At 45.8% G+C, this 13,010-nt stretch carries 9 protein-coding genes and 2 pseudogenes; 5 read left to right on the plus strand and 6 right to left on the minus strand.

Features of this window, described 5'->3' with window-relative positions:
• Nucleotides 1-110: 110 nt before the first annotated feature.
• From MHI52_RS17430 to MHI52_RS17450, 5 genes and pseudogenes are all read right to left on the minus strand, one after another.
• Entirely contained in the window at nt 111-2,855 is a 2,745-nt protein-coding gene (locus MHI52_RS17430; RefSeq protein ID WP_405157349.1) for a CHASE3 domain-containing protein, read from the minus strand.
• A 176-nt stretch (nt 2,856-3,031) separates the two neighbouring features.
• Nucleotides 3,032-4,420: a class II fumarate hydratase gene (gene fumC, locus MHI52_RS17435; RefSeq protein WP_405157350.1), complete on the minus strand. Its 1,389-nt coding sequence runs from the start codon at nt 4,418-4,420 to the stop codon at nt 3,032-3,034.
• A 132-nt stretch (nt 4,421-4,552) separates the two neighbouring features.
• The gene (locus MHI52_RS17440) at nt 4,553-5,563 is read right to left on the minus strand and encodes an aldose 1-epimerase (protein ID WP_405157351.1); all 1,011 of its coding nucleotides are present in this window, start codon (nt 5,561-5,563) and stop codon (nt 4,553-4,555) included.
• A gap of 181 nt (nt 5,564-5,744) precedes the next feature.
• Nucleotides 5,745-6,553 (minus strand): annotated as a pseudogene (locus tag MHI52_RS17445) (MBL fold metallo-hydrolase).
• 180 nt (nt 6,554-6,733) lie between these two features.
• Nucleotides 6,734-7,006: a hypothetical protein gene (locus tag MHI52_RS17450; protein WP_036613754.1), complete on the minus strand. Its 273-nt coding sequence runs from the start codon at nt 7,004-7,006 to the stop codon at nt 6,734-6,736.
• A 210-nt stretch (nt 7,007-7,216) separates the two neighbouring features.
• On the opposite strand from MHI52_RS17450, the gene MHI52_RS17455 reads away from it, so the two are divergent.
• The 4 genes and pseudogenes from MHI52_RS17455 to MHI52_RS17470 all read left to right on the plus strand — a co-directional run bounded on the left by MHI52_RS17455 (nt 7,217) and on the right by MHI52_RS17470 (nt 11,541).
• Nucleotides 7,217-8,449: an aminopeptidase gene (locus MHI52_RS17455; RefSeq protein WP_036613753.1), complete on the plus strand. Its 1,233-nt coding sequence runs from the start codon at nt 7,217-7,219 to the stop codon at nt 8,447-8,449.
• Nucleotides 8,450-8,539: 90 nt separating this feature from the next.
• A pseudogene (locus tag MHI52_RS17460) lies at nt 8,540-9,773 on the plus strand (aminopeptidase).
• 246 nt (nt 9,774-10,019) lie between these two features.
• Nucleotides 10,020-10,610, plus strand: coding sequence for an RNA polymerase sigma factor (locus MHI52_RS17465; protein ID WP_017688141.1), 591 nt, complete (start codon nt 10,020-10,022; stop codon nt 10,608-10,610).
• Nucleotides 10,588-11,541 (plus strand): hypothetical protein, encoded by a 954-nt coding sequence (locus MHI52_RS17470; RefSeq protein WP_127550687.1) that lies wholly within the window; start codon nt 10,588-10,590, stop codon nt 11,539-11,541. The genes MHI52_RS17465 and MHI52_RS17470 overlap by 23 nt, the downstream gene beginning before the upstream one ends.
• Nucleotides 11,542-11,543: 2 nt before the next feature.
• On the opposite strand, the gene MHI52_RS17475 is transcribed toward MHI52_RS17470, so the two are convergent.
• Nucleotides 11,544-12,056 (minus strand): hypothetical protein, encoded by a 513-nt coding sequence (locus tag MHI52_RS17475; RefSeq protein ID WP_338706250.1) that lies wholly within the window; start codon nt 12,054-12,056, stop codon nt 11,544-11,546.
• A 233-nt stretch (nt 12,057-12,289) separates the two neighbouring features.
• On the opposite strand from MHI52_RS17475, the gene MHI52_RS17480 reads away from it, so the two are divergent.
• A complete protein-coding gene (locus tag MHI52_RS17480; RefSeq protein ID WP_338706251.1) occupies nt 12,290-12,940 on the plus strand; it encodes a hypothetical protein in 651 nt (216 codons plus the stop codon).
• The last annotated feature ends 70 nt before the right edge of the window (nt 12,941-13,010 follow it).

Consider the following 13,010-nt stretch of genomic DNA (forward strand, 5'->3'; position numbering starts at 1 on the left):
TGTTGTTAAGTATTATAACATCAATTTTCTAAATAAAGCTTACACGGCAAAAAAATAAACCTATGACCTAATTACAGCGCACTTTCCTGTAATCGGCATAGGTTTTTAGATCAGATTTCCATGGTTTCGTGATTCATCCATAATTTCATACGGGATAATACATCTTTGATATTCAGTGGTTTGCTGAGATAGTCCGAAGCACCTGCTGCAATACATTTCTCCCGATCCTCTTTCATGGCCTTGGCTGTCAGCGCAATAATCGGAAGCTGGGTCATACCAAGCCGTTCACGGATCTGGCGAGTCGTCTCATAACCATCCAGTTCCGGCATCATAATATCCATCATGATGATATCAGGTTTGACTCCCCCACGCTCCAGCAATTCCAGACATTCGTACCCATTCTGAGCTGAGATGACATTCATGCCGTATTGCTCAAGAGCGTTAGCCAGGGCATATACATTACGTATATCATCATCAACGACAAGTACTTGGCGTCCGCTGAGCAACGCTTCTTCCAAAGGTGTCAATAAAACATCCGATTGTCCGGAAGTCATTGAAGGAAGCTTATTGAACTCAGGTGTAGTGGTAGCCACCTCATTCAGGAACAACCGCGATGCATTCATAGTCTCAGGTTCATCTCTTCGCAGTGGCAGGAATAGCGTGAACACGCTGCCTTGCCCCTCACGACTTGTTGCCGAGATTGAACCACCCAGCAAATTCGCAAGCGATTGAGAGATAGACAGGCCAAGTCCGGTCCCCCCGTATTTACGTGCTGTAGCTCCATCCGCCTGTTTGAAAGCATCGAAGATCTGCACGAGTTTGTTATCCGCAATTCCGATCCCTGTATCACTGACGGAGAAAGCAATCACGTCGGTCTCTTGGTCTTTCAATTCAGGATGAGCCAGACTCATTTTGGAGATGGTTAAGGCAACTTCACCCTCACTGGTGAACTTGAATGCGTTCGAGAGCAGGTTTCGGAGAATCTGATGCAATCTCATCTCATCCGTCACGATCGTTTCCGGTAAAGGACTTTGGAGCTGAATCCGGAAATCTATTTTTTTCTGTTCCGCTGTTTTCAGGAAATACTGGTTCATAACTTCAGGAACACTGCCCAGATAGACATCATCGAAATCCACTTCCATCTGTCCGGCTTCCACCTTGGATAGATCCAGAATATCATTGATCAGATTCAGCAGGTCTTTTCCTGATTTGTGAATGACTGAAGCATAGTTCTGCTCTTCACTATTCAAGTGTTGATTTTTATTTTCAGACAATATCTCAGATAAAATCAACATGCTGTTGAGCGGTGTCCGCAGTTCATGGGACATGTTCGCCAAGAATTCGGATTTGTACCCCGAGCTCGTTCGTAACTGATCTGCCACAACCGAAAGTTCATTGGCTGATGTCTCTGCTGCACTCTTCTGTACTTCCAGACGATCGTTCAGCATATGAAGCTCTTCGGTCTGCATCTGCAGTTCCTCCGTCTGAGACAGCATCTCTTCGGTCTGAGCCTGAAGTTTCTCCGATTGTGCCTGTAATTCTTCATTCAGAACTTGCGACTCATCATATAATTGCTGTAATTCCATGCGAGTGACGGTCGAGTGTAGTGAAACACTAAAAATATCCGTCAGTTCTTGCATCAGCTTCATATCATTCTCTTGCAACGGCTTCATTGAAGCAAGCTCGATTACCGCAATCGTTCTGCCTTCGAAGAGGACCGGTACTACAGTAAGTGATGTGGCAGATGTATACCCAAGACCCGAAGAGATTCGGATATAGTTCTGGGGCAGATCATTCATGCGTAAAACTCGCTTCTCCACAGCACTTTGACCTACAAGCCCCTCACCCGGAGCAAGCGACACTTTACCGAGCGAACGTTCTTTCTCTCCATCCCCAGCATATGCAGCCAAGCGCAGCAGTCGATTGTCTTTCCAGTAATATAAGACGCTATAGGGAACTTCAAACAACATGGCTAGCTCGTTCAGGAACAAGCGGGACAATCCTTCCAGATTGGTCGGGTTCTGTAAGAGTGTGGCAATGCCTGTAATCTGGTCCTTGACCCGGTTCTGTTCCTGTACTTCATCCAGTAATTTGTTGGTTTCGTGGCCCAGATCCCCCACTTCATCATGTGTCCGCACCTGAATTCGCTGCTTCAGGTTTCCACCTTTGGAGATATCACTAATGGTCTGCATAACATCTCGCAACGTTTTGACGATATTTCCGGATATCACAATCGCGGCTGCAATGGATAATGCTGCAATAATACCCCACAGCGTGTACATAATCGTCAGCAGTGTGGAGCTACGTCTGGCAAGTTCAGTAACCCTCGCCTCGGTCAGAGCGATCTCTGTATTACGGAAGGTTGTAAGTTGAGAGCGCAGTAGATCAATTTCAGTTTTACCCGGATCAGATTGAAAGAATGCAACAACTTTCGCTTGATTCCCTTGCTTTTTCAAGTCCACCGACGGCTCCCCAGCGATCTCAATCCAGCGTGTAATATGAGCTTTGATGTTTTGCAGACTCTGCTGCTGTGAAGGATTATCGCTAATGAGAGCATTCAACTGATCATAGTTGGAACTCCACTGGGATAGGCCTTGGGAATAAGGCTCCAAGTAACTTTCATTACCTGTAATCATGAATCCACGCTGTCCTGTCTCCATGTTCAAGACATTTTTTTCAATCGCGTTGGTCAGATTATGTACTTCCAGATCATGATGGGAGATAAAATCATTTTCCTTCTGTAACACATTAATTTGGGCCGTAAGCACTAACAGAACAGCTCCAAACAAAAGCACAACCACAAGATAGCCCAATAAAATTTTGGAGCGTATCGTAAATCTTCTCGTTTTTGACAACGCGGAAACCTCCAAATATATACGAATCCCATAATTAAATTAAAACTGGTGCATATGTAGTTTATATGTATACGTATAGTCTGACAAGCATTAAGTTCATCGGTAATCATAAGAAAAACGACCTGCTTGTGCAGGTCGTCCTCTTCAGTGATCTATATTGCTCATTTCGGCTGATTTTAGGCCTTTGGAGCGATCATTTTGGCTGGATCGACATATTGATCAAATTGCTCTTCGGTAAGCAGGCCCGTTTGTAACGTCGCCTGTTTCAAAGACAAGCCTTCTTTATGTGCAAGCTTCGCAATTTTGGCTGCATTCTCATAACCAATATGCGGATTGAGCGCTGTAACCAGCATAAGCGAATTGTTCAGATTATGTTTAATCTGATCCAGATTAGGCTCGATACCCACGGCACACTTATCATTAAACGCAATGATGGAGTCCGCCAGGAGTTGCACGGATTGCAAGAAGTTATAGATGATAACCGGTTTGAATACATTCAGTTCAAAATTACCCTGACTTGCCGCGAAACCAATCGCTGCATCATTACCCATGACCTGCGTAACCACCATAGTAATGGCCTCGCTCTGAGTTGGATTGACTTTACCCGGCATAATGGAGCTGCCTGGCTCATTCTCAGGAATACGGATTTCGCCCAATCCACTACGAGGGCCACTGGCCAACCAGCGGACATCATTGGCAATTTTCATCAAATCAGCTGCAAGCGCTTTAACCGCACCGTGCGCATACACAACTTCATCATGACTTGTAAGTGCGTGGAATTTGTTTGGTGCAGATACAAAATCTTTCCCCGTATGTTTGCCAATCTCCTTGGCAGTGAAGTCCCCAAAGTCCGGATGTGCATTAATGCCCGTTCCGACAGCTGTACCGCCGATCGCAAGCTCCTTCAGATACTGTACGCTTTCACGGATCATACGCTCACTCTTGCCCAGCATGGCTTCCCAACCACTGATCTCCTGACCAAGCGTAATTGGTGTTGCATCCTGGAGGTGGGTACGTCCAATCTTGATAATATCCTTGAATGCATCCGACTTGTCTGCAAAAGTGGCTTTTAATACCGCGATTGCTGGCAAAAGTTGATCCTCAACAGCCAGAACACCTGCGACATGCAGAGCCGTTGGGAATGTATCGTTGGAGCTCTGGGACATGTTCACGTCATCATTTGGATGCAGACGCTCTTCCTTGCCCTTTTGCTCCAGCAGTTGGTTCCCCAGATTGGCAATCACTTCGTTCACGTTCATATTGGATTGTGTTCCGCTTCCCGTCTGCCATACTACCAGTGGGAAATGGTCATCAATTCGGCCTGCAATAATCTCGTCTGCTGCATAAGCAATAGCATCGGACTTAGCCGCAGATAATTTACCTAATTTATGGTTACTGGCCGCAGCACTTTTTTTCAAAATGGCAAGAGCACGGATAACTTCCATCGGCATATGTTCATTGCCAATCGGGAAGTTCTCCTTGCTGCGCTGCGTCTGAGCTCCCCACAGCCTGTCGGCTGGTACTTTCATTTCACCTAACGTATCTCTCTCAATGCGGTATTCCACTTGCTTGTCCTCCTCCAAAAAGATGGTTTGGGTCTCTACAAAGCTTGTGTATCTCGTCATATTATACATGATTTACGAGCAGGTTTTCACCTTTTCGACAAAATTGTAAGCGTAGCGCAAAATGAGCGTGAATTATTTTTGTGACGCAATTGGATACAATCGGCTGCTCTGTTCGAATAGTTCACCTGGTTCCAAACCGATCAATCCGATTTCTTCTGCAGCTATGCCTTCAACATTAGGAGCGTTAACCAGGTTCATCTGTGGTTCAGGACAGAAGAATTCGCCACCCATGTTATTGTTCCAGATCATCCAGTGCTTGTAGGAGGTACCCACATCGTATACCAGTTTGTCTCCAGTACGGTGATCCGTAAGTTCCATATAGTTACGTCCATTCTGCGGCTCCGCCGTGTAATGATTATCCATGGCAGCAAAGAACGGACTAACCCCGTCTTTCTTCAATTGTTCTTCCTCAGGTGTAAGCGGTTGAAATTGTCCTGTTGGCAGGGAACGCTCATTCAATTCACGACGTTGTCCAATCGTAACTTTGGCCGTGTAATCCGTGGCCTGACTGTCCGGTGCAAAAGGTACAGCAATCGCCGTGTGGAATGCAAACAAATTCGGCATATATTCAGTCCCGTTGTTGCGGACGATCAATTGTTGCTGAAGTCCTTGGCTGCTCAAAGAGTAACGAAGCGTCACCGTAAACGTAAACGGCAGGTACTGATGGAATGTATGTCCTTCTTTCACGTCCTGGCTAAGCAACACATAACTCTCCAGCTGATCAGAACCGTATCCCTCAACCTTCCACTCGGCATCATGCAAAAATCCATGCAAATGGTTACCTGTAGCCGGTTCGTTCACAGGCAACTGATAGACTTTACCATTCCAGGGGAAGCGTCCATCCTCATAACGGTTCGGTGGAGAAAGAATCGGAATTCCATAGACCGCAGGTGCAGCCATAAACTCATCCATCTGATCCTGATTTGGTTCTCTCAAGTAACGAAAACCCTTTTCTGTATCACGGAAAGCAACGAGGTTCGCACCTACGCTTGGAATAACTGCCGCTTCAAACTGATTAAAACGAAGCCAAATGGCTGGTATCCCTCCAAATTGTTCTTCAAATGCTGCATTTTGCTGTGTCATCGTTATATGTACCTCCTGCATACTAAGGTTATATTATACGGCTCGACTATATCATGCCCGAGCGTAAAATACCAATCTATGATAGAGAACAAATTCATAATAGAAAGACAAAAAAGACAGGAAAAAGACAGCTGTAATACGTTACGGCTGTCTTTTTCCTGTCTTTCATATGATGGTTCAATTAATCCACATATTTGCCATGATCCGGCACAGTGCTCTCTTCAAGTCCAGATCAAGCCGCTTCAAGGATTCACTCAGCATATCTCCGCTCAAGGCATGCCCGTGCCCGGTAATCGCAAGTTTCGGCTCCAGATGCCTTATATGCTGGACAGATTGATGAGCAACCTGCCAATCGGTTGTAAAATAGGAAGGCGGGCCATGCAACTGTTTGTCCTGAAGCAACACACTCCACAGCGATTCCTGCTTCACTGTGATGATTGCATCTCCCGCAATTAACAAACGGTCCGCTTCCCGAAACAGCGACACATGTCCAGGCGTATGACCTGGCGTGTGAACCCACTCCCATCCTGATACGCCTGGAACGGAATGATCTTTGGGTAGACTGAATATCCGATCATCCAGATTGATTGCCTCATTGGGATAAGCGAATGACAACCTGGACATTAAACCTCCACCTACAGAAGGGTCCGCTGGCGGGTAATCTTTTAATCCCGTTAAATACGGAATTTCAAGCGGATGAGCATACACTGGCACACCCCAGAATTGTTCCAGCTCAATAACGGTTCCTACATGGTCGAAGTGACCATGCGTCAATATGATCGCAGACGGCGGACCTTGAAATCGTTCTGTTGCAACCTGAACAATATGATCTGTGAACCTCGCCATTCCGGTGTCCACGAGGACCCAGTTCCTGCTTCCTGGCTCTCCGATGAACACGACATTAACGAATAGTGTACGTAGACTGAGAATATCGGGCGCGACTTCTTCAAGCCCCGTCAACCCTTCTGTAATCAGATTGTCAGATGCCATTCACGGTTACCTCCCATTAGGCGGATTGTCTCTCTGGTTCCATTCATCTCGTAGACTTCCCTTTTCTGGATCATCTATTCAACATTTCCAATAAAATAGACGCTATACACCCTGTTTTGGGCATACACCGTCTAGTATAGTCATCGACACAACACAATAGAACAAGAACATCTCAGCTAGTTAAGCTGGAAATGCCTCCAAAGCAGCATCGAGCAATTGATTGTACAGATCGTCATCATTCTCAAGCAACTCGTCCATCCGCAGTAACTCTTCTTCATCACCGGATTGCTCCGTGAAATGCAAGCTATAGTCCCAATCTTTTCCGTTCTTGCTCATGAAGGTAATCTCATATACTGACTTTTCGCCTTCTGTGCGGTAAACGGTATTTCCCACGTATCCTTTTTCACCTTCACGGCGCATTTCAGTACTTATAATTTCAATATTCACAATCATTCTCTCCTTTAATCTTTCATCTACAGTCGGTCTCCAACATTTCTGGTAAACCTAGTTTGGTAATTATTATTGGTTAATTGTACAATATATAACGTAGCAACGTATACCTTATTCAATGAAGGAACCATTCTGAGTCCTTACATAGTTGTAATGAGGACTATAATAGCCAACAAGCTACGATATTATTATCACATTGGAGGAAAAAATAGCATGAATACTTTTGAAACGAATCTGCAGCAATATGCTGAACTAGCTGTACAAGTCGGTGTCAATGTCCATCCTGGACAGACACTCGTGGTTAACGCTCCAATCTCGGCAGCACATTTTGTACGACTGATTGTCAAAGCAGCTTACGGTAAAGGTGCGAAATTGGTCAAAGTAAACTGGAGCGATGAAACCGTTACACGTCTTCATTACGATCTTGCACCTGATGAAGCCTTCTCCATTGAACCGAAATGGTTTGCAGCTGAAATGACTGAACTGGTTGAAGAAGGTGCCGCTATTCTGCACGTCATCGCTGAAAATCCGGATTTGCTGAACGGTGTAGCGCAGGAACGCATTATTACTAGCCAAAAAGTGCGCGGCAAAGCGCTCGAAAAATATCGTTCTTATCAGATGGCTGACAAATTCAGCTGGTCTATCGTGGCCGTTCCTTCTCCGGAATGGGCAGCTAAAGTGTTCCCGGATCTGCCGGAAGCGCAACAAGTGGACCGCCTGTGGGATGTCATTTTCAAAACGGTACGGATCGGTGAGCAGGATGCTGTTGCCGAATGGAAAACCCATTTGCAAAACCTGGATTCCCGCGCTGATCTGTTGAACAACAAAAAATACAAGAAGCTTCACTATACAGCTCCAGGCACAGACTTGACCATTGAACTTCCAGAAGGCCATATCTGGGTATCCGGTGGAAGTGTGAATGAGCAAGGACATGTCTTTATTGCCAATATGCCTACGGAAGAAGTATTCACGGCTCCGCTGAAAACGGGTGTTAACGGTACAGTGCGAAGCACGAAACCACTGAGCTACGGCGGCAACCTGATTGACGGTTTCTCACTAACATTCGAGAACGGCCGAATTGTTGACTATACCGCCGATCAAGGTCTCGATGCACTCAAAAACCTGATCGAGATAGATGATGGCGCACACTATCTGGGTGAAGTAGCCCTCGTTCCACATCAGTCCCCAATTTCCGATACCAATATTTTGTTCTACAATACTTTGTTTGATGAAAATGCCTCCAACCATTTGGCGATTGGTAATGCTTATGCCTTCTGTCTGGAAGGTGGTAAAACGATGTCCAAAGAAGAGCTGATTGAACGTGGTATGAACTCCAGCCTCACTCATGTAGACTTCATGATTGGATCCGGAGAAATGAACATCCACGGTGTGACCTCCGAAGGCGCGGAAGAGCCGATCTTCCTGCAAGGAAACTGGGCATTCTAATCCCGTTTGATGTGATTTAGGAGAGAGGAGATTACTCCTCTCTTTTCCTGCGTCAACAGGTCAAAAATTCAACAATTGGAGGGAACTCATATGTTAAGTTTTGAACAAAAACTGGATCGTTACGCTGAACTTGCTGTAAGAGTAGGTGCTAATGTGCAACCAGGGCAAGTATTTGTCATCTCTGCGATGATTGATACCGCTGAATTTGTACGTTTGCTGGTACGTAAGGGATATGAAGCTGGAGCCAAGCAGGTGATTGTAAAATACGGAGATGAAACCGTCAATCGATTGCGGTTTGAGATGGCCCCTGAGGAATCCTTCCAAGAGCCGCCGAAAATGGCATGCAGCGGAGCTTGAAGAACTGGCGGCCAATAATGCAGCCTTCCTGACCGTATTGTCATCCAGCCCAGACCTAATGAAAGGTATTGACCCGGAGCGGATTTCCACCCATCAGCGTACATATGGTCAGGCGATGGCCAAGTACCGTCAGTATCAACAGGCGGATAAAATGAGCTGGACGGGTGTGGCATGTCCTTCGCCCGATTGGGCAGCCAAAGTATTCCCGGATCTCCCGGCAGCTGAGCAGGTTAGCCAGTTGTGGGAAGCCATTTTTGCTGCGGTGAGAGCCGATCTGGAGGACCCTGTAGCGGCTTGGGAACAGCATATTGAACGACTGGAGACCAAAGCCGTTGCCCTGAACAACAAGAAGTATCAAGCATTACATTTCCTCTCCCCAGGGACGGATCTTACTGTCGAGCTTCCAGAAGGTCATATCTGGGCGCAGGCAGGTAGCGTGAATGAGCAAGGCACCCCTTTTGTCGCGAATATCCCGACAGAGGAAGTATTCACCGCTCCAGCCAAACATGGCGTTAATGGCAAAGTGTCCAGCACCAAACCACTCAGCTATGGCGGTAGTATCATTGATCGTTTTTCACTCACATTTGAGAACGGACGTATCATTGATTTTCATGCTGAAGAAGGTCAGGATACGCTGGAAAGACTCATTTCCATGGATGAAGGATCTCATTACCTCGGCGAAGTCGCTTTGGTTCCCTTCCATTCACCGATCTCTGAGAGTGGCATCCTGTATTACACTACATTGTATGATGAGAATGCGTCGTGCCATCTTGCGATTGGCAGTTCCTATGCATTCAATATCGAAGGTGGCAAAACGATGTCTCCTGAAGAACTTGCGGCTCGTGGCATGAACACCAGCATCACCCATGTGGACTTCATGATGGGCTCTCCCGAGACGGACATCTACGGTATCACGGCAAACGGCGAACGTGAAGCCATCTTCCTTAAGGGAGACTGGGCGTTCTAAATGATCGCGGAGAGTTATCTCCCGTAATGTATGTTCTCTGAATAGTCGAAAGGCTGTCTTGCAACCATGTATTCATGGTTGGCGAGACGGCCTTTTATTAATTTTCAGCAAACTTTCCCGCATGTTATACACACTTCTCTCATCTGGTTTTTCCCTGACCAACCTCCCATTGTACCGTTTCCATATTATGTTGTAAAATGTAATGATACCAATGTTTGTGGACTGTTCACCAGAAAGGAGAACATCATGGCCAATCGGCTCCAGTTATTACTAGCCTCAGATTTCCATAATTTAGGCTCTGCACTTCAAGAAGAAGTGTATTATGAATATTATAATATGGTACATGGTCTTATCGTTTATATCATCAAGGAGCGTGCTGCAGCAGAAGATATTATTCAGGAAGCTTTTATCAAAATCATTAAAAACAAACCCATCTTTGAAGACGAGGTCAAACTGAAAGCCTGGCTCAAGGTTGTCACACGGAACACAGCTATTAATTATCTGAGAAAAAATAAAAATAACCGTAACCAATTGGATACGGATAGTGTTTTTATAGATATGGAGACGATGAATCAGACCGCAGCTTCCGTGGAAAGCATGGTAGAAACGCAGATGATGGAAGAGTCCATTGAATATTATCTCAGACAGCTCAAACCGGAATATCGTGTACTGGTGGAGTTACGGTGGAAAAAAGGTCTCTCCTACCGAGAGATGGCCGAACTGCTGGATACCTCCGAAGACATTGTGAAGCAACGCTTGTTCAGAGCCCGTGGCAGTATTAAGAAGAAATTACATAAGGAATGGGGTGGAAGCATTGAGCAAAGGCAAGTCCGATAAAAACGTGGAGCGATTCGATTCAGAGCTGGAAGACGAATATTTCGACGCTGCGTTTGACCTGGCTTTTGATGAAGCTTTCCATCAGGCCGTCTCTGCCCCTTCCGCCTCCCATACCGAATCCATGCGGCAATCCTGGCAGAAGGTAAACAGGGAAATTAACAGAATCGGTTTACGTAAAAAAAGAATACGTACCTTGCGACTTTCAGTTGTAGTCGCTGCATCCGTAACTATCGGGGCCGTTATTTTCAGCCTGCCGTCCGGTACGCAAGCGGTATCCCCTTTTGTGCAATCCATCAAGGATTGGGGCAATGGCATGAAATCCATTATCATTGAGGATCGTACGACCCAACTGGGGGCTGATCCGTCAACAGCCAAAACGCCTCCACCACCAGAAACCAGCTTGGACGACATTCTTAAGGTACAAGAAGAAGAAGCTCTTAATACACCTTCGTATGAGTTATCGAGCCATCAGTTTCGTCCAGTACTTGTTACGGAAGAGATTGCACGCGAAGGGTTCATGGGTGACTTTCTGTTATCCAAGGCCATTCCCGAGCGATTCAACAAGGTCAAATTCGAACTCGTGCTTGATACTGAAAACCCTGTGAATCCAGACGATTATTATGAGTCCAACCAAATGAGAGTTCAATATACCAGTGAAGGCAAAAGCATAGAAGATGAGATTATCCAGTTTGATTATATCTATGTCATGCCTGGGGAGAAAATTGAAGGAGCCATGCTTCGTGATATGAGCACCGTAAAGCTGGCGGATGGCTCGGAAGCACTGATGTATATCGGCCCACCTTATAACTCCTTTCAGTGGATGATGGGTTCCAACAATATGAGTCTGTTTGGCACCCTTTCGGAAGAAGAAATGACTGCTATTGCCAACGATTTTCAAGAGCAGAAGTTTCCGGGTAGCACCCGTCGATAAGATCAAAATAACACGGTGCCAGAGACATGTTTGCTTGTTTCCGTGGCACTTCCATCATACGCTGTATGAATACTGGTAACGCGATAATAATATCCTGGCATTACGGTCCAATCCGATGCGGCATTCAATAAGTTTGTATTCGTTGCATTGTTGGAACCCGTTTTGAAAGTTACCCATGCTGTTCCTGTCCAGCGCTCAAGTCGATAATCTACGGAAAGTGTCTTCATTGCTGTATATGTCATGGTCTTGGTATTGACGATAGCCGATAGTCCACCCCCCGGAATGACTGCACCGACCGCTTGATAGATATGTCCACGTTCGGAATTGGTAGCAAGCGAATGGATGGATGGTTCTGGCGGTGGCGGAGCTGTAAGGGCACCAGAGGACACGTTGATTATCGGGCTTGCAACGGCTGGTTCGGACGTAGGTATAGCCAGGATTGTTGGCACCATTAACAAGACAACAAGGGTTATTTTTAGCATAGATGCTGCACTCTTTGTTTTCATTTTCCGCATATTGATCCATCCTCCGCTTCCATACTTGATTTTGTGTAAGGGTATAAACGGACGGATCGGGTGACAGGTTTCAAAAAAAAATTAGACGCTCCGATGTTTCTGTCGGCAGCGTCTTTTATCTTTGCATGCATCTCCAGCATAGTTGAAACCTAAATTATTCCAGCCCGTATGTATTGGGTAATGGATACACGAAACCATATGAACCAACAAGATTTGCAAATGAGGTGTATAACTTGAGTAAATTTCAATTCAAATCCAGAAGGCATCGTCACAGCTCCAATCCGAATCAACTACATATCGAAGTTTCCGGCTCGTTCAAACGTTGGCTTGTTATCTTGGTGAGTGCGCTTACCGCAGGGACCTTAATATATTTCTTGGCTACAGCTCGGGAAAGCTGGATAAGCATGGGGATTGAACGCTATGTATTGCCCTTTATGATCTGGGGACTTGTACTGTCCCCCGTCCTTGCTTTTCTTTTACTCAAGCAGAGCGGACGAACCCTTTCCCATGTCAAATTTTTACGTGTTTTCGGGATTGCTTTCTGCCTTCTGCCTCTGGTACTTCTGTTTTATGTGTTACCCGTAACACTTGGCATGGTGAATGATCACCTGACCCAGTTTAAGCAAAATCCCGTGTTATCCACCACTAAGGTGGGGGACTACAATTCTCACGAGGTTACTTTTGTCGATACGCCTATGTACGCCATCATCACCATTAAGACACCGATAACAACCCAATCCACTCGAAAAAAGCTGAATATCCAGTATGATCTTGCTCCGGGAGAGAATGTTTACGTCACTTATAAGCGAATTTCTATCGAGAACAGCTTGGTCACGGAGAATCGTTACGCCGATATTGTCATTCATGCACCCAAAGAATCATGAGCATGCAAAAAAAGCTGTACGATGACCATTACGTCACCATACAGCTTCATTTGTTACAATTTCGATCCGG

The sequence above is a fragment of the Paenibacillus sp. FSL H8-0283 genome, assembly GCF_045040675.1.
GTDB classification, from domain to species: Bacteria; Bacillota; Bacilli; order Paenibacillales; family Paenibacillaceae; genus Paenibacillus; species Paenibacillus amylolyticus.